The sequence below is a fragment of the Kribbella yunnanensis genome (genome assembly GCF_039529655.1).
Taxonomy (GTDB): Bacteria; Actinomycetota; Actinomycetes; order Propionibacteriales; family Kribbellaceae; genus Kribbella; species Kribbella yunnanensis.
Map to the genome: position 1 here is coordinate 131,138 of NZ_BAAANF010000025.1, position 25,643 is coordinate 156,780.

The following is a 25,643-nucleotide window of genomic DNA, read 5'->3' on the forward strand; positions in this document are numbered from 1 at the left end:
AGTCTGGACGCTCGCGGGTACGGCGGTACCGAAATCGGTCTCGACACGAGACACCAGTCCACCCACTGGTCAGGTTTTTCGCCTCCACCGCCCGCCGCCGAGCGGGAACTCGAGCGATGTGACATGCGCCACCCCACCATTTGCCCCTGGCAGGAAAACCCTTGCACCCCACCCCGGGAGGCCATAGCGTAAGCATCATCATGCAATGACACTCCTGACGGCCGCCGGCTGCCTCGGGATGGCGAACTCAGGAGGCTCGGATGGCCGCTCCCGCCCAGGCTGCACCAGTCGTCGGTACCGGCCGGACCGCGTCCGCCGCGATGATCTGGTCCGCGCTCGCGGTCGTGTACGTCGTCTGGGGCTCCACCTACCTGGCCATCCGGGTGGTCGTGGAGGCCGAGATCCCGCCGATGCTCGGGATGGCGAGCCGGTTCCTGATCGCGGGTGCCCTGCTGGCCGCCGTACTGGCTCTGAAGTCCGGCTGGCAGCGACTGCGGATCACCCGCCGCGAGGCGCTCGGCGCCGCCACGGTCGGCCTGCTGCTACTTGCCTTCGGCAACGGTGCGGTCGCGGTCGCGGAGCAAACGGTGCCGTCCGGGCTGGCCGCACTCCTGGTGGCCGCGACCCCGCTGTGGCTGATGGCCCTGCGGGTCGGCGGTGGCGAACGCCCGCGCGCGCTGACCTGGCTCGGCGTACTGATCGGGTTCGGCGGCGTCGCGGTACTGGCTCTGTCCGGCGGCGACACCAGCGCGAAGCCGTTCTCGATCGCACTGATCATCTTCGGCACGATCTCCTGGGCGACCGGATCGCGCTTCTCGCCGCGCCTCGGCCTGCCGCGCGACCCGCTGGTGACTGCTCTCTACGAGATGCTCTTCGGCGGTACGGCGATGGTCCTGCTCGGCGTGATCCGCGGCGAGCCCGGGCGGTTGCACCTCGACCGGATCCACGGCAGCGGCTGGTTCGCGCTCGGCTACCTGATCCTGTTCGGATCACTCCTGGCCTACTCGGCCTATTCCTATCTACTGGCGAACGCGCCGATCTCGCTGATCAGTACTTACGCGTACGTGAACCCGGCGGTCGCCGTACTGCTCGGGTGGTTGATCCTGAGCGAACCGCTGACCTGGCAGATCGTCGCCGGCGGCGCGGTGATCATCTCCGGGGTCGCCCTGGTGGTGTCGGCGGAACGGAAAAACCCGGGCCCCTAGGGGACCCGGGTCTCCCACCGCTGCCGATGCGCGCGGCAGCGGGCATGAGTTGCCAGGCGGCGCGCCCTGCCCCGAAAAAACACGGCGCGAAACCCCGGCAATAGTTCCGACGATTTCCGGATTCATCGTGGTATCGCCTGTTTCGACGGCCACCGAGCCCATCGACGACAATCTTCCGAATCACCGGACTTTTCCGTCACCCGCGCTGACTCAACGACGGACCCATCGACCGGTTACGGCCCACCCCGACACAACTTTCCGGCAGTTTGTATGCCGCGTCAGGCATCTCATTACAGCTGGATTATGACTCGAATAGCTGACAAAAAAGTTTGTAACCGGCCTTGCCAGGTGTCGTTACCACTAAGACGATCCCGTCAAACCCGAAAGGAAACCTGGCACAATGCAGGTAACTCGTAAGATCGCCGCTGCCGCGGCTGTGGCGACTGTCGCCACCCTCGGCCTGGCCACCGTCGTGAGCGCCAACGTTCTCGACGACACCCAGAAGAAGGCTGAGGTCGGCGGTCTGGCCGACGCGGCGTCGGTCGCCTCGAAGGGCTACGGCCACGGTGGCGGCAAGCAGTGGTACTGGATCACCAAGGGCGGCGGCCTGGTTGGCGTCGACGGCAACCGCGTCGGCCCGTTCCAGGCGTGCCACAACCAGGCGTCCGGCACCGGCATCGGCGGCGCCGTGAGCGTTCAGGATATCATCGGCATCGTGGGCCTGGGCAACGACCGCAACTCGGTCACCGCCGTCAAGACCTGCGAGCAGGGCACCAAGCAGGACAACAGCAAGTGGTACCGCGTCGGCAACGACGACCTGGTCTCGGTGAGCGACAACCGCGTCGGCCCGTTCCAGGCCTGCCACAACGACATCGCCGGATCGGGCATCGGCGCGGCTGTGCCGATCAACACGATCGCCGGTGTCCTGGGTCTGGACAACGACGACAACGCCATCGACTCGCTGAAGACCTGCGAGCAGGCCACGTCGCAGAACAACTGACCTTCTCCCTGGTCAGTGATGCAGGACCCGAAAGAGCCACCTCGGTGGGGTGACTGATTCGGAAGCACTACCGGCGGCGCCGGGAGAAAGCCTCACTCCTCCCGGCGCCGCACTCATTCCGGCCCTCGTCCCAGCGCGGGCCGGACTTTTTTATGCCTTTTTCCAGGCGCAGGCGACCTCGAGGAACAGATCGTTCGCCTCGCGCTCACCGATGCTGACGCGCACGCCATCTCCGGGGAACGGGCGGATCGACACTCCCACGGCCTGCACCGCGGCGGTGAACTCCACGGTGGCCTCGCCCAGGTCCAGCCAGACGAAGTTCGTCTGGGTGTCCGGCACCCGCCAGCCCGACGCCTGCAGTGTTTCGACGACCCGGGTCCGCTCGGTCACCAGGTCCTCGACGCGGGCGAGCAGCTCGTCCTCGGCCCGCAACGAAGCGATCGCCGCAGCCTGCGCGACGAAGCTGACCCCGAACGGCAGCGCGCACTTGCGGATCGCGCCGACCACGGGTGGGTGGCCGACCGCGTACCCGACCCGGAAGCCGGCCAGGCCGTAGGCCTTCGAGAACGTCCGCAGTACGACGACGTTCGGGTGGTCGCGGTAGACCTCGACCCCGTCGACGACCTCCGGGTCGCGGACGAACTCGCGGTACGCCTCGTCGAGCACGATCAGCACGTTGGACGGGACTGCCTCGACAAAGGCGAGCAGTTCGTCGCGGTGAACCACGGGGCCGGTCGGGTTGTTCGGCGTACAGACCAGGACGACCTTTGTCCGGTCGGTGATCGCCGCCTCCATGGCCTTGAAGTCGTGCCGGTGGTCCTCGGTCAGCGGGACCTGGACGGACGTGGCGCCGGTCAACTGGACCGCGATCGGGTACGCCTCGAACGATCGCCATGCGTAGACGACCTCGTCACCATGGGTGACCGCGGCCTGGAGCAGGTGGTAGAGCAGCGCCACCGACCCAGTCGCGACCGCGATGTCGTCGGTGGGCACCTCGAGCCGCTCCGACAGCGCCTCCAGCAGGTCGACCGCACCCATATCCGGGTAGCGGTTCATGTGCTGGGCAGCGTCGGTCGCGGCCGCCAGCACGCCTGGCAACGGCGGATACGGGTTCTCGTTGCTCGACAGCTTGTACGACGGCCTGCCGTCTGAGGTCGCGGGCGGACGACCGGGCTTGTAAGCCGCCACGTCGTCCAGGCAACCGCGGAAGCGAACGCCATTGTCCGGAGTCATAGCCGCAGGTTAGTCCTGACACCCCGCTCCGGCCAGACCCTGCCGAGCTGTGTGACGAGCGCCCTGCCGAGCTGTGTTGCGCGCAGAGGAACCGGGCTGCACAATGACTGATTGTCGGACAATCAGTCATTTCTGGAGGGGTCATGGGTCAGTCGCTGGAGTGGGGTCGTCGCTACTTGATGGTCCGCCCGGACCACTTCCGGATCGACTACGTGATCAACCCGTACATGTCGACGCAGGACCAGCCCGACGCCGAGCTCGCGCTGAAGCAGTGGGACGCGTTGCGGCAGGCGATCGTCGACGCCGGCGGCGAGGTCGAGGTGCTGGCCCAGCGGCCGGACTCCCCCGACATGGTCTACGCGATGAACCTCGGGCTGGCGGCCGCGGACGGCCGGGCGATGCTCTCGCACATGCGCTTCGAGCCCCGGCGCAAGGAGTCCCTGACCGCCGCCGACTGGTTCGTCGGCCACGGCTTCGACCTCGGCCGGACCGGCACCGAGGGTGTCGGGCCGCACTTCGAGTCGGGCGACGCGTTCGTCTTCGGTGACAGCCTGGTCGTCGGCTACGGCCCGCGCACCGAGGCCGAGGCGCTCAAGCACCTGGCCACCGAGTGGGACATCCGGGTCCGCGGACTGCGGATCGCGCACGAGGGGATGTACCACCTCGACCTGCCGTTCTGCCCGGTCGACAGCACGCACGCGATGATCTACCCGCCGGCCTTCGACGCCGCGAGCCAGGCCGAACTGGCCGGGATCGTCCCGGACCCGATCGTGCTGACCGACGAGGAGGCCTTCGCCTTCAGCGGTAACTCGCTGGTCGTGAACGAGACGATCATCATGCCGGCCTGCTCACCGCGGCTGCACGAGATCCTCACCGGTCTGGGCCTGCGCGTCGTACTGGTCGACCTGAGCGAGTTCCACAAGGGCGGCGGCTCGGCCCGCTGCATGACGAACCCACTCGACTTCCCGCTGACCGCGATCAGCACCCCGGGCGGCGAGCTCCACCTGCCGCTCTGACCGCTATTTGATCGTGGTGTAGATGATGTCGAGCGCGTCCGGATTCCAGCCGTTCGACGTGATCCAGTAGAGCGCGTTGTCCTTCCCGTCCGCGGTGTACGTCGCGATCCGGATCGACAGCGCCTCCGGGTTCTGCGGGTCGCTCTTCGACGTCGTGTAGTCGACCTTGTACCCGCGGCCGAGGTGCGGCAGCTGCTGGATGATCGGGTAGCGGGCCACGATCCGCCGCTGCCCCTCGTCGAAGTTCCGGCCCGCCTCGGCCTCCAGCTCCCGCTCGGCCTCGGGGTTCTTCCGCGTCCAGTCCCGGCCCTCGGCGCTGTTGGCGTACAGGTACATCTTGAGCTTCATCTCGTCGCCGCTCTCGGCGGTGAAGGTGGTGGAGTACGACTGGAAGCCGCGGCGCTCGCCGACCATCGTGTGCCGGCCGGAGCTGACCTTGATCTCCCCCGATGCGTCGACCTGCCGACCGTCGAGGGTCAGGGTCAGGTCGTTCGGGATCGCGGTGACCTGCATCGTGGCGCCCTTGTCCCGGAAGATCAGGAAGCTGCCGAGCACCACGACGACGACCACGAGCACGACACCGCCGATCAGCATCCGGTGCTGGCCTTCGCTCTCCATCTGGCGTCCCTCCTCAGGACTTCTTGTCCGGACCGGCCGGGGCGACCTTCAACCGGAACACGGTGAACTGCGTGCCCACCTTGTAGAGGTAAGTGGCGTACGGAACGTGGTCGCCGAGCGATCCGGAGGCCGAGTTGTACCCCTTGCCCTCCTCACCCCACGGTCCGGTGTAGAGGTACGTGTGGCCCGGGCCGTTCAGGATGTCGCCCGGCTTCATCCCGCCGGGCGGCTCGCCGTGCCAGAAGTCGTACTTGCCCGACGACCTCATGTAGGTGTTCTGGTCGCCGGTCGACACCTTGGGGAAGCTCTTGTCGGCCCCGCTCATGTGCATGACGGTCGCGACGAACCGGCCGCAGTCGGTGTAGGCACGGTCACCGTTGGGATCGTTGAAGTCCTTCATCGCCTGGACGAACTCCGGCTTGGCGACCTTGGCATCCGCGGCGTTCGACCCCTGGTGGTTGTACTCCGGGCGCTGGTTCGGCCAGGCGAGGTTCTTGGCGACGGCCGCGATGTCGCCGCTGCCCTGGGCGCAGGCGGTGGCCGCCGTGGCGCCCGGATTCGCGCCGGGGCTGGCGCCGGAGAAGGTGGTGAAGACCAGGCGGGCCGCGGTCTTGCGCTCGCGGTAGTTCTGGCTGTTCGGGTCCCCCTCGTGACCGGCGAACCGCTCGTAGTAGTGCCCGAACGCGTACGCCGCATCCTCCGGCGTGGTGGTCTTCTTCAGCTGGTCGCTGGCGGGCTTCTCGTTGGTCTGAAGCTGCTTCAGCAGGAAGTTGAGCTGGTGCTCGAGGGTGCCGATCGTCTCGTACGGGACGCCGTCGCGGCGCGAGGCGCTGATGATCTTGCTGGCCGGCGTCCACTGGACGATGCCCCAGCCGGCCGAACTGCCCTCGGCCTGCTGCGCGGTCGTCTCGGCGCCCTCTTTGGTGTCCTGCAACTGGAGCGGCCGCACGCCGTAGGACTCGACGACCATGTTGCCGACCGCACCGGCGGCCTGCTCCTTGGAGTAGCCGTTGCTGACCAGGAAGTTGAAGGCCTTCTGCTGGTTGTCGGTGCCGATCAGCGGGCCGGAACCACAGCCGCAGCCGCCACCGCCGGCGGGCGGCGGGGTGTCGCCGAACGACTCCTCCTTGGGGTCGGTGTTGACGAGCTTGCCGTCACCCTTCTCGTCGACCCAGAGCTCGAAGTGCAGGTGCTCGCCACTCGCACCCTCCTCCTCCTCACCCGAGCCGGAGGTGCCGATCTGCTGGCCGCGGGCGACCTTGTCGCCGACCTTGACCGGCATGTCGTGGAAGAACTTGTAGTGGAACTCGACGGCCTTCTCGTGCCGGATCCAGATCTCGTTGTCGGCGTTCTTGATGACCTCGCCGGAGTCGACCGCGTAGACCGGGCTCTTCTCGTCGACATCGAAGTCGACGCCCTTGTGGTCGTCGGACCACTCCTCGTCGATCTCCTTCTCGTCGGTCGGCCAGGAGAACGGCTTCACCTCGGCGCCGCTCGGTCCACCGCAGCCGGAGGCCTCGGCGTCCGGCAGGCTCATCAGACTGCCGATGATCAGCGCGATCGCGATGATCAGCGGCAGGAAGAAGACCGTCAGCACGCCACCGAGGATCAGCGGACCCTTGTTGTCCATCCTGCTCTCCTCGGCGCGTCGGGGCGGCAACTGCTCAGCAGATCTTCTCGCAGATCGAGGTCATTGTGTCGTGAGTTATCCACAGGTCGGCCCGGGTACCGTGCCGCACGCGACAACGACGGCCAATTGGAAGAGAATCTTTCTATGTACGAACAGCTGCGGGTGGACCGCTCGACCACCGTGGACCGGGTGGTCGACGCGCTGCGCTCCGCGCTGTTCGCCGGCGACCTCGAACCCGGTACGCCGCTCCGTGAGCAGCCGCTGGCCGAGGCGCTCGGCGTCGCCCGCAGTACCGTCCGCGAGGCGATGACGATGCTGGTCACCGAGGGGCTGGCGATCCGCGAGCCGAACAAGGGTGTCAGCGTCGCGATCCTGCATCCGGCCGCGGTGGCCGACATCTGCAACGCCCGGTTCGTGCTGGAGTCGGCCGGGATCCGGGCCTGGTTCGACGCCGACGAGGACGCCCGGGAGGAGGTCCGGAAGGCGATGCGGACCTTCGCCGCGACCGCCCAGGACGGCGCTGACCCGGAGGCGATGACCGAGACCCACCTGGCCATCCACCGCAGTCTGGTCGCCCTGACCGGCAGTGAGCGACTGATCGCCACCCAGGACTCGATCACCGGCGAGGCCCGGCTCGCCCTGGCCCGGGTGGACGCCCTGCGCCAAGACGCCCGCCAGCAGGTCGCCTCGCACCGCAAGCTGATCCGGCTGCTGGAGCGTGGCGAGCTGGACGAGTGCGTCGAGGAGCTCCGGCGTCACCTGGCCGGCGCCGAGGAGTCCCTCCTCGAAGCAATCGCCACTCCGCCGGCCTAGACCTGGTGCAGTCCGTCGGCACCGACGTCGTACGTCGTACTGCCGACTTTGAGACCGCGGAGCCGTGCTGACGGATCCAGTGCCGCGACCCGCGGGTTTGCGGTGACCGTGCCGTCCAGACTGACCTCAACACCGAAGAGGCCTTCCAGGACGAGTGAGACCCAGGCGCCGGACGAGGAGCACGCCCAGTCGATCAGGTACGGGTCCTGCGGCGGAGCCTTCCGGGCGCCGCCTGCCATCAGCGGTGCGCCCTCCTCGACGAAGTGCGCTTGTCCACAAGGGCCCTGGTTCGCCGACCGCGCCAGACCGGGCAGCCAGTCCAGTACGACGTCGGTGCGGCCGAAGGCGATCAGTGCGCGAGCCGCATCAGCCGGCCAGGCCGGGTAGGCGCCGTTCCACTGGTGATCCGGGCGCAGGCTGAAAGACGCATCCGCGTCGTACGGCGACAGTGCGCGCATCCACGTGGGTGTCTGGAGCTCGCGCTGGAAGAACGCGACCATCTCCGCTTGCTCCGACTCGGAGAGGTCGTCGGCGATCGTCGTACCGATGATGTTGAAGTCGTAGCAGTGTCGGACGGGGACCAGCTCGCCGTCGGGCTGACGTGCCGTCCAGTGGCCGGCGCCCTCGACATACAGCTCCTTGACGTGGCCGGCTAGCTCGTCGGCCTCTTTCAGCAGGTCCTGGTTGCCCGTGATCTCGGCCGCCACCCGCATGCACCAGACGTTGGCCGCGTTGAAGCTGGCCACCTCGTGGACGTAGCTGCTCACGCACTCCAGCAGGTTGTCGATACCGCCGTAGTCGGCCAGGGCGTGCGTCCCACGCAGACCGCGCCACGCGGTCGCCCACTCGACCATGTGATCGGTGACTGCGGGGCTGAGCAAGCTGGAGTCGCCGGTGAAGCGGACGTAGTCGCGGACGAGGCGAGTCATAGCGAAGTCGTTGACCGAGTACCACTGTCCGACGGGACCACCGGTCAGCCACTCGGTACCGAAGTGCTTGTGGATGTCCAGGTCGATCCAGTGCTCGATGTGTCGCCGCATCGGCACCGGGTCGAGGAGCGCGTGCGTAAGCGACGAGAGGCTGTAGTCCCAGATGAACGTGGTCGTCGCCCAGTGCCGCGGCATCAGGGTGTCGTAGGCACGTCCGAGCACACTGGCCGGGTTGTCGCGGCGGAACCAGATCACGCCCAGCACACCCCACCAGTACAGCTTCTGCAGCGCTTCGTTGGTGGTCTCGAGGACGGGGAGCGATCCGCTGAAGCCGTCGCTGTCCGGGTCGAACGCGTCGGACAACGCCACGTCCCACACGCCCTCCGACACCGTGATCACTGCGGGGATATCGGAGACGCAGACCTCGAAGTGGTCCTCCGCCTCGGTCAGGTCCTTCGCCAGCACGTGCACGTAGCCCAGACGTGCAGTGCCGTTGGCGTCCAGGGTGATGGTGGCCTTCAGCATGCTCCTGTCGACCACAGCCGGTACGTCGAGACCCTGCAGGCTCACTGCGGTTCCGGACTCCCCGACACCGAGCAGTCTGCCGTCCACCTCGTGCAGGGTGTTCGGCTCCGACGGCGGCAGGTAGTTCGACCAGCCTCCGGCCGCACCGGTCGCCGTACTGGCCAGGGTGAGTCCCAGCTCGACCTCACGTCCTGGGGCGCCGGTGACCTCCAGTTGTACGACGACTGCCGGGCGACCGGGTGCACAGGCGGTTGTCGTGCGCAGGGTGAGCCCGTCGACGGTGGTGGACCGCACCACGTGGTCAGGGCGCCACACCACTTCGACCGTGCCGCCGTACGAGCGGACCAGTCGACCGTCGACGTACAGCTGGCCGGTGATGCAGTCGCCGTGTGAGTACGGCGGGAAGTTCACACTGCGGATCGCGAACACGTCCAGGTCGACCTGCGCGGTACCGAGGAAGTTCGTCAGCCCAGGCGGGTTGAACATGTCGTCGTACGTATGAGTGAGGACGTCGCTGGCCAAGTCGCGGCTGCGCGGGATGGTCATGAGGGGTCGGCCCAATCGGTGTTCGGGAGCAGGGGGTACCAGTCCGGGCGTGCAGGGTCGCGGTCGTAGGGGTAGTTGCCGAGCTCGCGGTACAGCTCGGCGTACTCGGCGAGCTTGTCGCGGTCGAGGTCGACCCCGAGCCCTGGTCCGTCCGGGACCGCGATCGCGCCGTCGGCGTACGGAAGCTTGCCGCCGGCAATGATGTCGTCACGCAGGTGGTGGTAGTGCGCGTCCGCGGCGAACGACAGGTTCGGTACGACGGCGCCCAGCTGCAGCATCGTCGCCAACTGAATGCCGAGTTCGCCGGAGGAGTGAACGGCGACGCCGAGCTGGAAGGTCTCGCAGACGCCGGCCGCCTTCACACACGCGCGGATCCCGCCCCAGAACGTGGTGTCCAGCAGGATGACGTCGACCGCCGGGTCTCGGACGTTGGCGGCCAGTTGTTCGAAGTTCACCACAACCGTGTTGGTAGCAAGGGGAATTCGTGTGTTCTCGCGGACCCGGCGCATCCCGTTCAGCCCCCAGGTGGGGTCTTCGAGATAGTCGTTGTCGAGGTCCTCGATCCCGTGCGCGAACCGGATCGCCTCCTCGACCCCGAACGCGCCGTTCGGGTCGAAACGCACGCGGTGCCCTGGGAAGGCCTCAGCCAGCGCCCGGAAGCAGTCCCGCTCGTAGTCCGGCGGAAAGACACCACCCTTGAGCTTGTGCACGCTGAACCCGTGCTGATCAACCAGCTCACGCGCATGCGCCACCAGTTGGTCGGCAGTCCGGATCTCACCCGTACCGTCCTCATTCGGATGCCGGAAGAACAGGTAGCTCGCAAACGGCACCCGGTCGCGCACTTTGCCACCCAGCAGCTCATGCACCGGTACGCCGAGCGCCCGCCCCTGCAGGTCGAGACACGCAAACTCAATAGCCGCCAGCAACTGGGTGCGGTTGTTGTAGAGACTCGCAGTCGGGTTGGCGATCATCCACCGCAGTGCCTCCGTCCGTGCGGGGTCATGCCCAACCAGATACGGCTTCAGCCCAGCAATAGCGTCCTCAGCACTCTGTCCGCCACCACCCAGCTCACCCAGCCCAATCAGCCCGTTGTCAGCCTCAACCTCAACCACCGTGCGGACAAACCGCCCCCAGTGCGCCCCATTGCTATGCCTGAGCGGTGCCTCCAACGGCACAGTCACCGTGGTAGCCCGGATATCGACGATCTTCACGGCAACACCACAGGAATCTGAGCAGTAAGCCCACCATCAACCTTCACATCAGCCCCCGTCACAAACGAGGCCGCCGGCGAACTCAGAAAGTGAATGACCTCAGCCACCTCACTCGCCTCAGCCACCCGCCCCAACGGATGCGACCGCCCCCACTCCTCCACCGAAGCCCCGAACAACTCCGCCGAACTCCGCAACATCGGCGTATCCACCGACCCCGGACAAACAGCGTTAACCCGAATCCCGTCCGCCGCATGGTCAACCGCCATAGCCCGCACCAAACTCAGCAACGCCCCCTTCCCCATCGAGTAAGCAGCCACCCCCTGCTGAGCCGCATAAGCCTGCACAGAAGCAACCACCACCACACTCCCGCCCCGAGGCAACAAAGGCACAAACGCCTGACACGCAAAGAACACCCCGCCCACGTTCACCCCCATCACCTCGTCATACACATCGCCCGGCGTATCAACCACCGTCCCGTACCGCTGCACCCCCGCCGCACAAACCAGCACATCCACCCCACCGACCTGTTCTGCAGCTCCTGCTAAGGCAGCACGATCAGCCACGTCAACGACCATCCCGCGCACAGAAGAAGGGAGAGTCGCCAGAGCGGCAGCATCACGGTCGAGAGCAACGACAGAGTCCCCAGCAGCAAGAAAACGCTCGACGGCGGCTCGGCCGATTCCGGCGGCACCACCGGTGACGACAACGGTGCGAGACATGGAGGTCCTTTCAGAACTGGCCGAGTGCCAGTCCGCGCGAGAAGAAACGTTGGGCGGCCAGGAACAGCACGACCGTGGGCAGCGACACCAGCAGCCCGCCGGCCAGGACAGTCGGCAACGCAGCACCGCCGTACGTCGACTGCAGCCCAGTCAGCGCCGGCATGATCGGTCGCACGGACTCGGACTGGCTCAGCGTCAACCCCAGCAGCAGGTCGTTCCAGACAAACGTCGCCTGCAGGATGAAGATCGCGGCCAGCGCGGACCCGGCCATCGGCAGGTAGATGCTCCGAAAGATCCGGAACAACCCACCACCGTCAACGACAGCAGCCTCGAAGACGCTCCGCGCGATCCCGGTGAAGAAGTTCCGCATCACGAACGCCGAGAACGGCACACTGATCGCCGTGTACACGATGATCATCCCGACCCGCGTGTCGTACAGACCCGACGACGCATACCCGGAGAACAGCGGCATCAGCACCATCTGCAACGGAAAGATCGTCCCGCCGAAGATGAACACGAACCACAAGAACCCACGCCGCAACCGCAGTACGACGATCGCGTACCCGGCCGCCGCGCCGATCAACACCGCCAGCACCGGCGCCACCACGCTGTACAGCGTCGTAGCCACCAGCGTGTCCCCGAGAGCCGCCTTCGACCACGCGTCCCCGAAGTTCGCGAACAACGCGAACCCGGCAGGGCGCCATACCGAGTCAGCGTCGTACCCGTCGACCGGCTTGGCCGCGTTCACCACCAGCAGGTAGATCGGCGCGAGCCACAGCAGCCCGAGTACGACGAGGAGTCCGGTTCTAAGCCTGCTCACGGGCGTCCCCCAACTGGTAGCGCAGGTAGAGAATCGACGCGGCGAACGTCACCAGGCTGAGGAACAACGCGATCGCCGCACCCTGCCCGTAGTCGTTCAGAACGAACGTCTCCTTGTACATCGACAGCGCCAGCGTCTCGGACGACGTACCGGGCCCGCCCTGCGTCATCACCCACACCACATCGAACGTCTTCAGACTGCCCACGATCGACAGCCCAACCACCACAGTGGTGATCGGACGCAACTGCGGCCACAACTGGTGCCGGAACAGCCGGAACCCGTCCGCACCGTCCAACCGCGCAGCCTCCAACGGCTCACCAGGAATCGACTGCAGCCCAACCACAAACAGCAGTGCATTCACGCCCGCCGCCTGCCACGTGACCGCCACGATCATCATCAGCGTGTTCCCGGGCCCGGACTGCAGCCACCCGGTATGCGCACCAGGCAGGCCAAAGAACCCGAGCGCCTGCCCCAGTGCGCCATCCGGCTGCAGCACAAAGCCCCAGATGACCCCAACAGCCACACCAGAGATCGCATAGGGCAACAGAAACGGCAGCCGCAGCCAGCTCCCCCACCGATGCCCATAAGTCAGTACGGCGACCAGTAGCCCGAGTACCACCGGCAGAGTCACCATCCCGACGACCCACAGCAGCGTATTGACCAGTGCACCGATCAGATCGGGGTCGCTGAACATCGCCTGGTAGTTGGCCAGCCCGGCCCACACCGGCAACGCCAGACCGTCGTACGAGGTGAAGCTGACGTACGTCGTCCACAGGAACGGCAGGTAGAGCAGCAGAGCGACGACCCCGGCGGCCGGGAGGCCGAACAGCGGCGCCGCCCGCGCCCCTGTTCGGCTGCTCAACCCCTTCCGGCTCACTTCTGCTTGGCCCAGTACGCGTCCGCCTCGGCCTGGATCTTCTGCAGGCCCGGCATCGGGTCACCCGGCTTGGTGACGAACGCACCGAACACCTCGAGCGCCTTGTTCGCCACCGGGACCGGAGTCGCCTCGAACCAGCGGTTGATCAGCCGGTAGCCGTCCCCACTCACGTCCTTGTTCAGTGCAGCCAGTCCGGTGTCCTTGACCTCCGCCTTCGGATTGAAGGACAGGTCGCCGCGGGAGTTCGCCCACGCGGTCTGAGCCTGCGGAGTGACCCACCAGTCCGTCCACTTCTTGACGGTCGAGCTGTGCTCACTCGCTGCAGCCGAACAGACCGGACCGGTCTCGAAGATCATCGAGGTCTTCGTCAGCGCCGGGTTGACGTTCGGAATGACGAAGAAGTCGTAGTCGGTACCGGCCTTCATCTTCAGTGTGTTCAGCGAGCCACTGAACCAGGTACCGAAGTTGACCATCGCGACATCGCCGCTCTTCAGCTGCGCCTGCGGTTCGGTCTTCGCTCCCGGGTCGCTGAAGTAGCCGGCGTCGATCAGCTTCTTCCAGTCGTTCATCACTTCGACCACACCGGGGTCGGTGTACTTCGCCTTGCCCGCGGCGAGAGCGTCGTACAGGTCCGGGTCCTTGCCGGCCAGCAGCGTCTCGAACCAGACGAAGCTGAACAGGATGCTGGTCTGGTAGAACGGCTTCACCCCGGCGGCTTTCACCTTGTCCGCAACGGCGAGCAGCTCCGGCCAGGTCTTCGGGTTCGCGGTGATCCCGGCCTTCTTGAAGACGGCCTTGTTGTAGTACATCACCCAGTAGCCCGCGTTCAGCGGGACGCAGTACTGCTTGTCGTCGTAGGTGAAGTACGGCTTCAGCGCCTCGGGTACGTTGCCGTCGGCAATCGCCTTGGTCCACTGCTCGGTGGTCTCGGCGACCAGCTTCTGGTCGACGAGGTCCTCCAGCTCCTTACCGGTATGCCAGGTGAACAGGTCCGCCTTCTCCTTGGTCCGGAACGACGAACGGATGAAGGCGGTGTAGCTGTTCGAGTCCGAGTAGCCGACCGGCTCCATCCCGACGCCGATGTCCTGCTTGCTCGCGGCACCGACCTGGATGAACGCGTCCTTCCAGCCGCCCTTGTCGTTGTAGAACTTCAGCGACTCGACCGGCTTGTCGGCCGCGGGCTTGGCGCCACCGGCACCCCCACAGGCGGTGAGCGCGAGGGCTCCGGTCATGGTGAGGGCGGTGAGCGCCTTCCAATGGCTGATGCGTTGCATGGTGGTGCGTCCTCCGAAGAAGTCAGGGGTTCACGCGGTCGTTGATGACGGCGAGAACGCCGTCCAGATGCGCACGGGTCAACTGCTCGGCCAGTACGTCGTCGCCGGCCCGGACCGCGGCCAGGATGGCGTGGTGCTCGGCCAGGTCGGTCTCACGGTCCCCGTGGATGTGCAGGATCTCCAGCTGCTCGCGGACGTTCACCACGGTCACCGACTCGACCACCTCGGCCAGAGTCGCGTTCCCGGACGCCTGCGCCAGTGCACGATGGAAGTCCATGTTGATCTCGGCCAGCCGGTCATGGTCACCAGAAGCGATCAGCTCGGCCGCCTGCTCCAGGTCCTGCTCCATCTGAACCAGTGCGGCCTCACTGCGCGCTTTGGCAGCCAGTGCAGCGACTGGCGGTTCGATCAGGGCACGTGCCTGCAGGAGCTCGACGAGTCGGTCAGCTGACGGTGTGAGCGCCAGTGGGTTCGCTAGGACGAGCCGGCCGACGTTCGGACCGACGTACACGCCGGAGCCGTGCCGGAGCTCGAGTGCGCCGATCGCCTCCAGTCGGCGCAACGCCTCTCGCACAGTCGGTACGGCGACTCTGAAGCGCTCGGCCAACGACCGCACCGACTCGAACTGGTCGCCGACCGCGAGCTTCCGGTCCGCGATGAGGCCCAGCATCGACGCAGCCAGGTCATCGAGGAGACTCCGCCGTACGACGGCAGTCATCGGGCCGCCTGCAGAGTCACACCGACGAACCGCGGTCGGTAGATGCTCACGTCGTCGTACAGCTCGTCACTGACCAGGCTGTTGACGTTGTAGCTCACCAGCAGCTGGGAACCCGAGCGCAGGTCCGGATGGTCGTGGGAGTTGTAGGTGATGCGGTTCCCGCCCGTCTCCGGGGTCTGGTAGAGCTCGACCGGCTTGACGAACGGACCGGTCGGCGAGCAGCCGAAGTACCCGACAACTCGGCGGCTGAACAGCTCCTTGGTGTCATGCGTGACCAGGAGGTAGCCATCGCTCCATCTGGTCACGCTGTGCTCGTTGGCCACGCCCTCCAGCGTTCTGACCGACGCAGTCTCGTCGGCCGACCAGCCACTGCCGGTCCAGTACTCCCACGGCTTGGTCAGGTCATCGCCGCGCACTCGGGCGACGTGCTGGTACTTCGACGCACCCAGGTCCTCAACGCCGTAGACGTAGGTGAATCCGCCGTCCCGCTGCAGCCAGCCGGACCACTGCACGTTGGCCGTGGACGGGAGCGGAGTGAGGCTCAACAGCTTGTACGTGCGGCTGTCGAAGCGAGCGAGGTAGTTCGCGGCCCAGCGCCAGTCCCACTGGCCCGAACCGGTCTTCTCGAACCGCAGTGCGACCACATCGAGCTTGCGGCCCGCATCACTCGTCTGTGCGGCACCGAACCAGTACCACCCGTTGGCCGGCGGCGGAACCAAGGCTGTCGGGTTGGACGCCGTACCGCCGGTCACTGTCTTCAGCGTCTGACCCTGCTGGATCACAAACGAGTTGTTCAGGAACGGCGTCGTGCGCGGGCGGCTGCCGTCCGGATTGACCGGACCGAGGAAGGTGTCGGAGAAGATCCACGCCGTCCGGCCGCCCGGGAGCGCGACTGAGTAGGTGCTGTCGGCACCCGTCCAGCCCTTGCCCGTGTCGCTGTAGGCGTTCAGCAGGCTCTCTGGGGCCGCGTGCGGCTGGGCTTGGGCAGTCCAGTTCGTCCGCACGGCATTGCAGTCCGCCCGGGTCGCTGCGGCGGGCCCTGTTCCAATCGCTGTGACACTCGCGGCTGCCAAGGACAGCGCGACAACTCCGGCCAGACTTCGTCGTGACATGAAATTGATCTGATCACTTGGTCATTTGCCTGTCAAGAGTTCAGGGGTGAGTCAGGGCGTGTACGGAGCGTGTGACTGGGACCGGAGTGGAAGGATCGAGGTATGAAGAACATGATCATCAGGCTGCTCGCCAACGCGGTGGCCCTCGCGATCGCCGCCTGGCTCGTCAGCGGGATCACCCTGGAAGGCGCGACCCGGGGCAAGCAGATCCTCACACTGCTGATCGTCGCCGCGATCTTCGGCATCGTGAACGCGATCGTGAAGCCGGTGGTGAAGCTGGTGTCACTGCCGTTGCTGATCCTGACGCTCGGGCTGCTGACCTTCGTCATCAACGCCGCGATGCTGCTGCTGACCTCCTGGATCACCGGCAAGCTCGACGTCCAGTTCCACGTCGACGGCTTCTGGTCCGCCCTCTTCGGCGCCCTGATCATCAGCGTCGTCGGCATGATCATCAACGCCGTGCTGCCCGACAAAGCGGAACTGCGCTGAGATACGTAGAGGTCGTGTGCACCGGCAACATCTGCCGGTCACCGATCGGCGAAGTCGTGCTGCGCGCCAAACTCGCCGAAGCCGGCATCGACGATGTCGTCGTCACCAGCTCCGGCACCGGCGGCTGGCACTCCGGTGACCCGATGGACTCCCGCGCGGCCGCCGCCCTCCACCGCCGCGGGTACGACGGCCACTCCCACCGAGCCCGCGAATTCGACCGCGCGTGGTTCGACTCCCGCGACCTCGTCCTCGCCATGGACACCGGCCACCTCGACGCCCTCACCCGCCAGGCGCGCGGGAGCGTCGACGTACCGATCTCCCTCTTCGCGGACACCGACGTACCGGACCCGTACTACGGCAGCGACGCCGGCTTCGACGAAGTCCTGACCCAGATCGAAACCGCAGCCGACCACTGGATCACCTACCTCCGCCCCTGACCACCGGCAGCGTTCCTCCAGCTCGCCGCGGACCACGCCCGCAGCAACTGAAGGCAGATGCCCGCGCCCCATCGACCGGCACCTCATGGGTTCCCCCAGCAGATTGTGGGTTCTGCACTCTCATGCGGGTGCAGAACCCACAACGGCGTGGGTCAACCCATCAGATGGCGGAGGGGTGGCGGCGGGGCGGTTAGGACTGGCCGATGGTGGATTTCAGGGTGGTGAACCACTCGACGTCCGCGTCGAATTCTTTGCCGCCGGCGATGCGGGGGAACTCGATGGCGCGGAGTTCGTCGTTGCGATCCTCATCGTGGCCTACTACGCCGCTCTCGCCGCGGAGGGCGGCGTCGACTGCGTAGTCGGTGCACTGCTTGATCAGGGCGAGGTCGGCGTCGTTGGCGGCGGCTGAGCGGCTGAAGTAGCCGCTCTTCTGGACCATCGTCTTCTCGGCGCCGATGCGCTCGGCGAACTGCTTGGCGAACCAGGCGCCGGGGTTGATCGTGTCCAGCTTGACGTGACCGAAGGGGTCGCGGCCGACCTCCTCGCCGCGGGCCTCCATCTCGGCCACGATCGACGGGACGCCGGCGCCTTCGGACAGGAAGATCGTCACGCAGTCGTTCTCGTCCATCACCTTGCGCAGGCGCTCGGCCTCGGCGTCCAGGTCGATCGTTGCCTCCGGCACGTATACCGCGTGCACGTCCCAGCTCGACTCGTCGAGACCGATGCCCGGGTTCCACTCCTGCTGGTCGAGCCAGTCGCGGTAGGCCTTCGCGGTCGCCGCGGTCAGCCAGCCACAGTTGCGGCCCATGACCTCGTGGACGATCAGCATCCGCGGGTTCGAGCTGTGCTCGGCGACGATGTTCCGGGCGAACAGCGCGCCCTGCTCGGCCGCGGTCCACGCACCCAGGCTCTGCCGGATCGGGATCACGTCGTTGTCGATCGTCTTCGGCAGCCCGACCACGGTCAGGTCGTAGTCGTGCTCCTGCAGGTACGCCGCCAGGTCCGCAGCGGTCGTGTTGGTGTCGTCACCACCGATGGTGTGCAGTACGTCGACACCGTCCGCCACCAGGCGTTCCGCAGCCACCTGCAGCGCGTTCTGGCCTTCGGCGATCAACCCACGCTTCACCAGGTCCGCGGTGTTGGTCAGCTTCACCCGGCTGTTCCCGATCGGGCTACCACCGAACTTGTGCAGCAACCCCGCCTTCTCCCGCACCTCAGGCGTGACGACGACATGCCGCCCGCTGAGCAGGCCGTGGTACCCGTTCAGGTACCCGATGATCTCCACGTCGGGCGCCACTTCCGTGTAGCGCTCGATCAGCCCGCCGACGGCGGACGACAGGCACGGCGCAAGGCCACCGGCCGTGAGCAGGGCAACTCTGCGGACAGACTTGTCGGCAGCCATGGGTCAGGGTCCTTCCGAAGGTCGCTGAAGTCACCAACAGCGTAGTGATGCAGACCACCTTCAGCGGTGGTCGGTGCCCACCTTCCGGACACCCACCCCCAGAACCACCAACGCAATCCCCCCGAACACCACGTTCCCCACCAGATCCCCCACCGCCGATCCCCCACTCTCCGGCACCGTGGGAAACGCCGTCCACACATAAGTAAGCGTCGCCCCCGCCGCCAACCCGAACACCTGCCCCTGCCCCCACCCCACCAACCCAGCCCACCGCCGAACCACCAAAACCCCCACCCCTGCAACCACACAAAAGGTCACCACGTTCACCCACTCGTACCAGCCAGCAGTCACCAACGTCGACGGCCCCCAATAAGCACTAGTAGCCACCAGCCCAAAGGCCCCCACCACCCAAGGCGCAGGCGCACGTCCCGTGGAGCCAGCCGGCCCCGCCAGCCCTGTGCGCTCAGCCAACTCCTCCCCCACCACCCCACCCGCACCCGCTCGCGACTCGCTCTCTCCCATCCTGTTGGCCGGCGCAGCCGGACCCGCTGGGCCTGGGCGGAAGGCTGCGACGACCAGGGCGGCGATCACCAGGGCGACACCACCTATCTGCCACGGGCTGGCTAGGAAGTGTTCTTCGGAGTAGTTGCCCAGGAAGACCAGTACGGCGCCAACCACGTACACGAGCGCCACGACGACGAAACCCGGTGTGTGGAGCCACGGCGTCGTACGGCGGCTGGTGATGGTTTCGACCAACGCGATCGGCACGCAGATGCTCCACACCGTGTGCAGCGCGATGATCGCGACCGTCAACTCGACGCTCATGCCCAACGCAGGAATGTACGAATCACCGTGCAGAAGGTCGTGCCCGGCGTACGAGTCGTTCCAGAGGAGCTGGTCGATCGGGCCTTCCTCCATCATCGCGTAGGCGATCGCCAGCAGCACCATGGTCGGCCAGCCACGCCCGGTACGGCGCGCGACCTCGCGGATCAGCAGCGCACCAGCGCCGTACATCGGGGCAAGGATCAGACCGATCCCCAGCTCATCCAGCCGCAGGTTCCCGAGCAGGAACTCCCCGACGAACGGCGCCAGCAGGAACAACCCGATCGCCGGTGCAACGCGTCTCATGAAAGGACGCTACCGAGCGCGACCGGACCGGTACGTCGTTCCAAAGCATCCGGCGCGCCGACGAAAGTCAGCCGAGTGGCACCGACCGCGGCGGCACCGGCGTGGACACGACGAACGAGCTCGTCGTCCGCCCATGCACCAGGAACTTGTCCAGCACATCCTCGAGCCCCGCGATCGCGGCCACCTGAACCCGCATCAGGAAGCAGTCCTCACCCGAGATCCGATGGCACTCGACCACCTCCGGCGTCCGCGCGGCCAGGTCGATGATCTTCGGGATCTGCCCCGGTCCGGGCGCCAGCCGCACCCACGCCGCCACCGGCAGACCGAACGCACCGGGATCCACCTCGAGCCGATACCCGCGGATCACCCCCGACTCCTCCAGCCGGGTGACCCGCTCGCGCACCGTCGGCGCCGAGACCCCGAGCCGCCGCGCCAGCTCGGTCGTCCGCAACCGAGGATCCGCCGAGAGCTCCCGCAGCAGCCGCAGATTCAGCTCATCCAGCACCGGCTTTTCGGTTTGAAGGTATTGCCCGCCTTCGACATTCGTTCCGGCAACCATCAGCACCTTCCAGGTTTCAGATCGCCATGGGAAACCACGAGCGACCTTCCTAGGGTAATCGGGTGAGTAAGCAAGCAACCACCGCAGCAGCCATCACCGTGGTCCTCTGGGCCTCGTCGTTCGTCGCGATCCGCCACCTCGGCACCGAGTTCTCCGCCGGCGCCTTGTCACTGGCCCGCCTCGGCCTCGGCAGTCTCCTGCTCGGCGTCATGCTCTTCGCGCGCCCCCGCCAAGAGCCCTCGGTACGCCGCTGGCCGGCCAAGCGTGATTGGCCGCAACTCCTCGCCTGCGGTCTGCTCTGGTTCGGCGTCTACAACATCGCCCTCAACGAAGCCGAGCGCCGTCTCGACGCCGGTACCGCGGCCATGCTCGTCCACATCGCGCCGCTCCTGATCGCCGTACTCGCCGGCCTCACCCTCGGCGAAGGGTTCCCGCGCCGACTCGTCATCGGCGGCCTGGTCGCGTTCGCCGGCATCATCGTGATCGGTACGTCGACCTCGACCGGCCACGCGGAAACCTGGGGCGTGGTCCTGTGCATCGTCGCCGCCATCGCGTACGCCGTCGGTGTCGTCACCCAGAAGCCGTTGCTGAGCAGGCTCCCCGCCGCCGAAGTGACCTGGCTCGCCTGCACTGTCGGCGCAGTCGCGTGCCTCCCGTTCGCCCCCACCCTGATCGACGAACTCCGCACCGCGAGCGCAGGCGCGATCTGGTGGGCCGTCTACCTCGCCGCCTTCCCCACCGCCCTCGGCTTCACCACCTGGGCGTTCGCACTCCGCCGTACCACCGCCGGAAAGATGGGCGTCACCGTCTACGCCGTCCCCGTCGTCGCCATCGCGCTCGGCTGGCTCTTCCTCGGCGAGACCCCGGCCCTCCTCACCCTGGCCGGCGGCGCCCTCTGCCTCACCGGAGTAGCAATCTCCCGAAGGAGTGGCCGATGAAGTTCGGAGTATTCGTTCCCCAAGGCTGGCGGATGGATCTGGTCGATTTCGATGACCCGGTCGAGCAGTGGGAGGCGATGACCGCCGTCGCCCGAGCCGCCGACGCCGGCCCCTGGGACTCGATCTGGCTGTTCGACCACCTCCACACCGTCCCCGAACCAGCCCGCGAGACAGTCTTCGAGGCCTGGACAGCCACCGCCGCCCTCGCTCGCGACACCACCCGGGTGAACATCGGCCAAATGGTCGGCTGCAACGGTTACCGCAACCCCGCCCTGTACGCCAAGATCGCCTCCACCGTGGACGTCGCCAGCCACGGACGCCTGTACGCCGGCCTCGGCGCAGGCTGGTCGGAACACGAGTGGAAGGCCTACGGCTACCCGTGGACCTCGCTCAAGGACCGGATGGGTTCGTTCGCCGAATCCGTCGAACTCATCCACAGGCTGTGGACCGAGAATGACGTCGTCTTCCAGGGCAAGTACCACTCGGTCGACAAGCCGATCGTCGAACCGCGCCGCAAACCACCGCTGTGGATCGGCGGCGGTGGCGAGCAGGTCACGCTCCGCCTGGTCGCGCAGTACGGCCACGCCTGCAACTTCGGCACCGGCCAGGTCGACATCATCAAACGCAAACTCTCCATCCTGCGAGCGCATTGCGAAACCGTCGGCCGCGACTACGACGAGATCGTGAAGTCGACCAGCCTGAACCTGTTCCCGCTCGCCGCTGGAGCCGATCCGGTCACCGCGAGCGCGAAGGCCCGCGGTCGCTACACCGTCGACGAGTTCCTGGCGAACGGCGGAGGCGGCGGCTCCGCCGGACCGGCCACGATCGCTTCCCCAGCGCAGATCCGGGCTCAGCTCGAGCAACTGCAGGAGGCCGGGATCCAGTACGTCGTCGTCTACATCCCCGGCGTCGCGTACGACCACGAACCACTCGAGCGATTCGCAGCAGACGTCGTACCGGCCTTCGGCTAGAGAGTTGCGGCGAGCTCACGCAGGTGAGCGTGAATGTTGCTGTAGGCATCGACTTGCGGAAGAAGCCGCTTCGGGACCTTGGTGACCACGCTGTAGTTGGCGTCCACCACATTGGCCAACGGGACCTCGCTGATCTGGCTCAGCAACTGGTACGCGTCGAGTTTGTCGAGCCCGTGCAGCTCGCTGAGCCAGCCGACCATGTCGACCTGACCAGCCCGCCACGCATCCTCGAGCGGGCGGCTGGATCCGACCACGGCCAGGTAGTCGTCATTCTCGATCCGCGGCCAGGCCGGTCCGGGCGTCTTGAGGAGTTCCACGATCAGTACGACGTTCATCGCGCCCTCGACCGCCGTACCGCAGGACTCGCCCTCGCCCTGGCGGTAATGGCCGTCACCGACCGAAAACAGCGCGCCCTCGACGTTGACCCGGAGAAAGCAGGTCGCGCCAGCCTTCATCTCGGGGGTGTCCATGTTGCCGCCGAACACATCCGGGACCAGCGATGACCGGACCTCGCCAGCGGCCGGGGCGACGCCGACCGTGCCGAGCATCGTGTTGATCGGCAGCGCCAGCTCCAGCTCGCTGCCCTGCGCCTGGAACCCGACCGTCTGTCGAGCGGTGTCCACCTCGTAGATCCAGGTGCGCTCCGGCAGCGGGTCCTGCAGCGTCGCGGTCCGGTCGGTACTGGTCAGCCCACCGAAGAACGGGATGGTCGCGGAGGCGCCCCAACTGCGGGCCGGGGTCAGCTCGACGAAGTGGAGTACCAGGGTGTCGCCCGGCTCGGCGCCTTCGACGTAGAACGGTCCGGTCTGCGGATTCACGAACGGCATGGTCAGACTCGCGCTAGCCAGATCCGCAGTACTCCGCAGGCGCCCGCAGAACGCATCCTCGGTCCACAACCGCAACGCCGTACCGGGTTTGACCCGATGCAGCGGCGCGGCACCGCCGAAGGTCCAGGTGTAGTCGTTGGGCTCGGGGCTGAACTCGAGGACATCCACCCGCCCAAACCTACTCTTGAGCGAGTGATCAGCGGGTTCTCAGGCGTTTCTCAAGCGGACCGCCTACGCTCGGATCCGCGGTGGTCTGCGCTGGACCGCCCACTTGACCTCGAGCGGGGAGCGATATGCGGGTACTGGTGGTGGACGACGACCGGGCGGTCCGGGACTCGCTGCGCCGTTCGCTGGAGTTCAACGACTTCGAGGTCGTCACCGCCGCCGACGGCGCCGAGGCGCTGGCCGTGATCGGGAATGTCGATCCCGACGTCGTGGTGATGGACGTGATGATGCCGCGGCTGGACGGTCTGGAGACCACCAAGGCGCTGCGGGCCGCCGGCAACAACGTGCCGATCCTGGTGCTGACCGCGCGGGACGCGGTTGCAGACCGGGTGGACGGCCTGGACGCCGGCGGCGACGACTACCTCACCAAGCCCTTCGCGCTCGAGGAGCTCCTGGCCCGCCTGCGCGCCCTGCTGCGCCGCAGCAGCACCCCTGGCGAGGGCGGCCCGCGCGGGGAGGTCCTGCAGTACGCCGACCTCGTGGTCGATGTGGACGCGCACGAGGTGCACCGTGGCGACGTACCGATCCAGTTGACGCGCACCGAGTTCTCGCTGCTCGAGCTGCTGATCCGAAACCCGCGCCGGGTGCTCGAACGCGCCGTCATCCTGGACGCGGTCTGGGGCTACGACTTCCCGACCACCGCGAACTCGCTCGAGGTCTACATCGGCTACCTGCGCCGCAAGACCGAGGTCAACGATCTGCCGCGACTGATCCACACCGTCCGCGGCATCGGCTACGTACTGCGGGACACGCCACCGTGAGCGGTCCCGACAACTTCCCCTCGTACGCCCGCCGCGCACCGCAACCCCAACCACGGCCGGAAGCCCAGCCACGACCTGTTGCCAACGGCAACGGGCGGCGGATGGTCGCGAACACCCAGAGCTGGTGGCAGGAGAAGCTGCACAAGCTGAGCCTGCACTCGCGAGTGACGCTACTCGCCGCGGTCGCGGTGGGTCTGGCGGTCGCTTTCGTGAGTGTCGCTGCGTACCTGACGGTCCGGCAGCAGATGTACCAGAACCTCGACGACAGCCTTACCGATCGCGCCAGCCAGGTCGCCAAGCGGCGCGTCCTCACCCAGCAGGTCGCCTTGGAGGGGATCCCACCCGAGGCGCTCGGTCTCAGCGACACACTGCTCGGGGTCTACACCGCCGACGGCCAGCGGATCGGCAGCACGAAGAGCCCGCTTCCTCCGATGGAGGAGCCGGAGCTCGAGGTGGCTCAGAGCCAGAACCAGATCACGCAGCGGACTGTCGGGGACGCGGCGACGGGCCAGCATTACCGCGTCGTCGCCGTACCAGCGCAGTTCTGCCCGCAGGAGACCATCCGGGACGAGTGTGAACCCGACGGGCCGGGGGTCTGGGAGCCCGCTGCGCTGGTGGTAGCGCAGTCGCTGAAGCCGATCGACCACACGCTGCACAACATGGGCATCGTGTTGTGGGCGGTCGGGCTGCTCGGCGTCATCGGCGCAGCCATCGCAGGCAACGCGATCGCCGTCTCCGGCCTCCGGCCGCTGGCGCGGTTGTCGGGTGCGGCGGAGCACGTTGCGCGGACGGCGGAGCTGCGGCCAATCCCCGTCGACGGGTCGGACGAGATCTCCCGGCTGGCGGTGTCGTTCAACTCCATGCTGGCCGCGTTGGCGCGCTCTCAGGATCGCCAACGCCGGCTGATCGGTGATGCTGGACACGAACTGCGGACCCCGCTGACGAGCATCCGGACGAACCTCGATCTGCTCGCTCAGGCCGACAAGCGCGGCGGGCTGCGCCCGGAAGACCGCCAGCAACTGCTGGACGACGTACGGGCTCAGATGGACGAGCTGACCAACCTGATCGGCGACCTGACCGAGCTCGCCCGCGACACCCCGCAGATCCGCAACGCCGAGCTCATCGAGCTGTCCAACGTCGTCGAAGACGCCCTCATCAAGGTACGGCGACGTGCTCCGAACCTGGAGTGGGATGTCAGCATCGAGCCGTTCCCGGTGTGGGGCGACGAGCGGCTACTAGGTCGAGCGGTCACCAACCTGCTGGACAACGCCGCGAAGTACTCCGTCCCCGAGGACGCACCCACCGACGGCCGCATCGTCGGCCTGGTCACCGTGCGCCTGCAGGACGGCGTACTGACTGTCACAGACTCCGGCCCAGGAATCGCAGACGCGGACCTACCGCATGTATTCGAGCGTTTCTACCGCTCAAGCGAAGCCCGCAGCCGCCCAGGCTCCGGCCTAGGCCTGGCCATCGTCAAACACGCTGCCGAACAACACGGCGGCATGATCTACGCCCGCAACGCCCCAGGCGCCGGCGCCCAATTCACCCTCTGGCTCCCCCACGCCGCCACCCAGACGCGCTGAAGCTGGGAGTTTGCTGGGTGCCTTCAGAGGATCTTCACAGAGTTCTTCGGGAGCTCTGACGGGATCTTCAGGGGGTTCTC

25 protein-coding genes are annotated in these 25,643 nt (G+C 66.9%); 10 read left to right on the forward strand and 15 right to left on the reverse strand.

Annotation, left to right across the window (positions count from 1 at the left end; genetic code table 11):
• The first annotated feature begins 260 nt into the window (after nt 1-260).
• Nucleotides 261-1,205: an EamA family transporter gene (locus ABD231_RS36670; RefSeq protein WP_344163077.1), complete on the forward strand. Its 945-nt coding sequence runs from the start codon at nt 261-263 to the stop codon at nt 1,203-1,205.
• 400 nt (nt 1,206-1,605) lie between these two features.
• On the forward strand, nt 1,606-2,205 hold the full coding sequence (locus ABD231_RS36675) for a hypothetical protein (RefSeq protein ID WP_344163080.1): 600 nt from the start codon (nt 1,606-1,608) through the stop codon (nt 2,203-2,205).
• 150 nt (nt 2,206-2,355) lie between these two features.
• On the opposite strand, the gene hisC is transcribed toward ABD231_RS36675, so the two are convergent.
• Complete coding sequence (gene hisC, locus ABD231_RS36680; protein WP_344163083.1) at nt 2,356-3,438, reverse strand: histidinol-phosphate transaminase; 1,083 nt, start codon at nt 3,436-3,438, stop codon at nt 2,356-2,358.
• Nucleotides 3,439-3,581: 143 nt separating this feature from the next.
• On the opposite strand from hisC, the gene ABD231_RS36685 reads away from it, so the two are divergent.
• Nucleotides 3,582-4,454 carry a dimethylarginine dimethylaminohydrolase family protein gene (locus ABD231_RS36685; protein WP_344163086.1) on the forward strand — a complete coding sequence of 291 codons (873 nt, stop codon included), beginning with the start codon at nt 3,582-3,584 and terminating at the stop codon, nt 4,452-4,454.
• Nucleotides 4,455-4,457: 3 nt separating this feature from the next.
• On the opposite strand, the gene ABD231_RS36690 is transcribed toward ABD231_RS36685, so the two are convergent.
• Both ABD231_RS36690 and ABD231_RS36695 read right to left on the reverse strand, forming a co-directional pair.
• Nucleotides 4,458-5,072, reverse strand: coding sequence for an S-layer protein (locus tag ABD231_RS36690; protein WP_344163089.1), 615 nt, complete (start codon nt 5,070-5,072; stop codon nt 4,458-4,460).
• A 13-nt stretch (nt 5,073-5,085) separates the two neighbouring features.
• A complete protein-coding gene (locus tag ABD231_RS36695; protein WP_344163092.1) occupies nt 5,086-6,702 on the reverse strand; it encodes a phage tail tip lysozyme in 1,617 nt (538 codons plus the stop codon).
• Nucleotides 6,703-6,846: 144 nt separating this feature from the next.
• On the opposite strand from ABD231_RS36695, the gene ABD231_RS36700 reads away from it, so the two are divergent.
• The gene (locus ABD231_RS36700; protein ID WP_344163095.1) at nt 6,847-7,515 is read left to right on the forward strand and encodes a GntR family transcriptional regulator; all 669 of its coding nucleotides are present in this window, start codon (nt 6,847-6,849) and stop codon (nt 7,513-7,515) included.
• Here ABD231_RS36700 and ABD231_RS36705 read toward each other — a convergent pair.
• The 8 genes from ABD231_RS36705 to ABD231_RS36740 are packed head-to-tail and all read right to left on the reverse strand — an operon-like array spanning nt 7,512 to nt 16,246.
• Nucleotides 7,512-9,515 (reverse strand): glucosidase family protein, encoded by a 2,004-nt coding sequence (locus tag ABD231_RS36705; protein WP_344163098.1) that lies wholly within the window; start codon nt 9,513-9,515, stop codon nt 7,512-7,514. The genes ABD231_RS36700 and ABD231_RS36705 overlap by 4 nt on opposite strands.
• Nucleotides 9,512-10,726, reverse strand: a complete 1,215-nt coding sequence (locus tag ABD231_RS36710) for an enolase C-terminal domain-like protein (protein WP_344163101.1) — start codon at nt 10,724-10,726, stop codon at nt 9,512-9,514. Before ABD231_RS36710 ends, ABD231_RS36705 begins: the two co-directional genes overlap by 4 nt.
• Nucleotides 10,723-11,445 carry an SDR family NAD(P)-dependent oxidoreductase gene (locus ABD231_RS36715; protein ID WP_344163104.1) on the reverse strand — a complete coding sequence of 241 codons (723 nt, stop codon included), beginning with the start codon at nt 11,443-11,445 and terminating at the stop codon, nt 10,723-10,725. The genes ABD231_RS36710 and ABD231_RS36715 overlap by 4 nt, the downstream gene beginning before the upstream one ends.
• Before the next feature lie 10 nt (nt 11,446-11,455).
• A complete protein-coding gene (locus tag ABD231_RS36720; protein WP_344163107.1) occupies nt 11,456-12,265 on the reverse strand; it encodes a carbohydrate ABC transporter permease in 810 nt (269 codons plus the stop codon).
• Entirely contained in the window at nt 12,252-13,127 is an 876-nt protein-coding gene (locus tag ABD231_RS36725; protein WP_344163110.1) for a carbohydrate ABC transporter permease, read from the reverse strand. The genes ABD231_RS36720 and ABD231_RS36725 overlap by 14 nt, the downstream gene beginning before the upstream one ends.
• A gap of 11 nt (nt 13,128-13,138) precedes the next feature.
• Nucleotides 13,139-14,416, reverse strand: a complete 1,278-nt coding sequence (locus ABD231_RS36730; protein WP_344163113.1) for an ABC transporter substrate-binding protein — start codon at nt 14,414-14,416, stop codon at nt 13,139-13,141.
• Nucleotides 14,417-14,438: 22 nt separating this feature from the next.
• A complete protein-coding gene (locus ABD231_RS36735; RefSeq protein ID WP_344163116.1) occupies nt 14,439-15,134 on the reverse strand; it encodes a FadR/GntR family transcriptional regulator in 696 nt (231 codons plus the stop codon).
• Nucleotides 15,131-16,246 carry a glycoside hydrolase family 183 protein gene (locus ABD231_RS36740; protein WP_344163119.1) on the reverse strand — a complete coding sequence of 372 codons (1,116 nt, stop codon included), beginning with the start codon at nt 16,244-16,246 and terminating at the stop codon, nt 15,131-15,133. Before ABD231_RS36740 ends, ABD231_RS36735 begins: the two co-directional genes overlap by 4 nt.
• 102 nt (nt 16,247-16,348) lie before the next feature.
• Here ABD231_RS36740 and ABD231_RS36745 point away from each other — a divergent pair, with 102 nt between their 5' ends.
• Entirely contained in the window at nt 16,349-16,735 is a 387-nt protein-coding gene (locus ABD231_RS36745) for a phage holin family protein (RefSeq protein WP_344163122.1), read from the forward strand.
• Between the two features lie 14 nt (nt 16,736-16,749).
• Nucleotides 16,750-17,172 carry a low molecular weight protein-tyrosine-phosphatase gene (locus ABD231_RS36750; RefSeq protein WP_344163125.1) on the forward strand — a complete coding sequence of 141 codons (423 nt, stop codon included), beginning with the start codon at nt 16,750-16,752 and terminating at the stop codon, nt 17,170-17,172.
• Nucleotides 17,173-17,362: 190 nt separating this feature from the next.
• Here ABD231_RS36750 and ABD231_RS36755 read toward each other — a convergent pair whose 3' ends face one another.
• From ABD231_RS36755 to ABD231_RS36765, 3 genes are all read right to left on the reverse strand, one after another.
• Complete coding sequence (locus ABD231_RS36755) at nt 17,363-18,574, reverse strand: pyrophosphate--fructose-6-phosphate 1-phosphotransferase (protein ID WP_344163128.1); 1,212 nt, start codon at nt 18,572-18,574, stop codon at nt 17,363-17,365.
• Nucleotides 18,575-18,634: 60 nt separating this feature from the next.
• Nucleotides 18,635-19,699 (reverse strand): hypothetical protein, encoded by a 1,065-nt coding sequence (locus ABD231_RS36760; protein WP_344163131.1) that lies wholly within the window; start codon nt 19,697-19,699, stop codon nt 18,635-18,637.
• Nucleotides 19,700-19,766: 67 nt separating this feature from the next.
• Nucleotides 19,767-20,258, reverse strand: coding sequence for an Lrp/AsnC family transcriptional regulator (locus ABD231_RS36765; protein ID WP_344163134.1), 492 nt, complete (start codon nt 20,256-20,258; stop codon nt 19,767-19,769).
• A gap of 62 nt (nt 20,259-20,320) precedes the next feature.
• Between ABD231_RS36765 and ABD231_RS36770 the strand changes: the two genes are divergently transcribed.
• On the forward strand, nt 20,321-21,196 hold the full coding sequence (locus tag ABD231_RS36770) for a DMT family transporter (protein ID WP_344163138.1): 876 nt from the start codon (nt 20,321-20,323) through the stop codon (nt 21,194-21,196).
• Nucleotides 21,193-22,167: a TIGR03560 family F420-dependent LLM class oxidoreductase gene (locus tag ABD231_RS36775; RefSeq protein WP_344163141.1), complete on the forward strand. Its 975-nt coding sequence runs from the start codon at nt 21,193-21,195 to the stop codon at nt 22,165-22,167. The genes ABD231_RS36770 and ABD231_RS36775 overlap by 4 nt, the downstream gene beginning before the upstream one ends.
• Here ABD231_RS36775 and ABD231_RS36780 read toward each other — a convergent pair.
• Entirely contained in the window at nt 22,164-23,162 is a 999-nt protein-coding gene (locus ABD231_RS36780) for an acetamidase/formamidase family protein (RefSeq protein ID WP_344163144.1), read from the reverse strand. The two genes, ABD231_RS36775 and ABD231_RS36780, sit on opposite strands and share 4 nt — an antisense overlap.
• Nucleotides 23,163-23,287: 125 nt before the next feature.
• Here ABD231_RS36780 and ABD231_RS36785 point away from each other — a divergent pair, with 125 nt between their 5' ends.
• Both ABD231_RS36785 and ABD231_RS36790 read left to right on the forward strand, forming a co-directional pair.
• Entirely contained in the window at nt 23,288-23,980 is a 693-nt protein-coding gene (locus ABD231_RS36785) for a response regulator transcription factor (protein WP_344163147.1), read from the forward strand.
• On the forward strand, nt 23,977-25,563 hold the full coding sequence (locus ABD231_RS36790) for a sensor histidine kinase (protein WP_344163150.1): 1,587 nt from the start codon (nt 23,977-23,979) through the stop codon (nt 25,561-25,563). The genes ABD231_RS36785 and ABD231_RS36790 overlap by 4 nt, the downstream gene beginning before the upstream one ends.
• Nucleotides 25,564-25,643: the final 80 nt, after the last annotated feature.

Excerpts from the sequence above, each read along its gene's own strand:
- ABD231_RS36670 (WP_344163077.1), top strand. The coding sequence starts at position 261 with ATGGCCGCTCCCGCCCAGGCTGCACCAGTCGTCGGTACCGGCCGGACC.
- ABD231_RS36675 (WP_344163080.1), top strand. The coding sequence starts at position 1,606 with ATGCAGGTAACTCGTAAGATCGCCGCTGCCGCGGCTGTGGCGACTGTC.
- hisC (WP_344163083.1), bottom strand. The coding sequence starts at position 3,438 with ATGACTCCGGACAATGGCGTTCGCTTCCGCGGTTGCCTGGACGACGTG.
- ABD231_RS36685 (WP_344163086.1), top strand. The coding sequence starts at position 3,582 with ATGGGTCAGTCGCTGGAGTGGGGTCGTCGCTACTTGATGGTCCGCCCG.
- ABD231_RS36690 (WP_344163089.1), bottom strand. The coding sequence starts at position 5,072 with ATGGAGAGCGAAGGCCAGCACCGGATGCTGATCGGCGGTGTCGTGCTC.
- ABD231_RS36695 (WP_344163092.1), bottom strand. The coding sequence starts at position 6,702 with ATGGACAACAAGGGTCCGCTGATCCTCGGTGGCGTGCTGACGGTCTTC.
- ABD231_RS36700 (WP_344163095.1), top strand. The coding sequence starts at position 6,847 with ATGTACGAACAGCTGCGGGTGGACCGCTCGACCACCGTGGACCGGGTG.
- ABD231_RS36705 (WP_344163098.1), bottom strand. The coding sequence starts at position 9,515 with ATGACCATCCCGCGCAGCCGCGACTTGGCCAGCGACGTCCTCACTCAT.
- ABD231_RS36715 (WP_344163104.1), bottom strand. The coding sequence starts at position 11,445 with ATGTCTCGCACCGTTGTCGTCACCGGTGGTGCCGCCGGAATCGGCCGA.
- ABD231_RS36730 (WP_344163113.1), bottom strand. The coding sequence starts at position 14,416 with ATGCAACGCATCAGCCATTGGAAGGCGCTCACCGCCCTCACCATGACC.
- ABD231_RS36735 (WP_344163116.1), bottom strand. The coding sequence starts at position 15,134 with ATGACTGCCGTCGTACGGCGGAGTCTCCTCGATGACCTGGCTGCGTCG.
- ABD231_RS36740 (WP_344163119.1), bottom strand. The coding sequence starts at position 16,246 with ATGTCACGACGAAGTCTGGCCGGAGTTGTCGCGCTGTCCTTGGCAGCC.
- ABD231_RS36745 (WP_344163122.1), top strand. The coding sequence starts at position 16,349 with ATGAAGAACATGATCATCAGGCTGCTCGCCAACGCGGTGGCCCTCGCG.
- ABD231_RS36755 (WP_344163128.1), bottom strand. The coding sequence starts at position 18,574 with ATGGCTGCCGACAAGTCTGTCCGCAGAGTTGCCCTGCTCACGGCCGGT.
- ABD231_RS36760 (WP_344163131.1), bottom strand. The coding sequence starts at position 19,699 with ATGAGACGCGTTGCACCGGCGATCGGGTTGTTCCTGCTGGCGCCGTTC.
- ABD231_RS36765 (WP_344163134.1), bottom strand. The coding sequence starts at position 20,258 with ATGGTTGCCGGAACGAATGTCGAAGGCGGGCAATACCTTCAAACCGAA.
- ABD231_RS36775 (WP_344163141.1), top strand. The coding sequence starts at position 21,193 with ATGAAGTTCGGAGTATTCGTTCCCCAAGGCTGGCGGATGGATCTGGTC.
- ABD231_RS36785 (WP_344163147.1), top strand. The coding sequence starts at position 23,288 with ATGCGGGTACTGGTGGTGGACGACGACCGGGCGGTCCGGGACTCGCTG.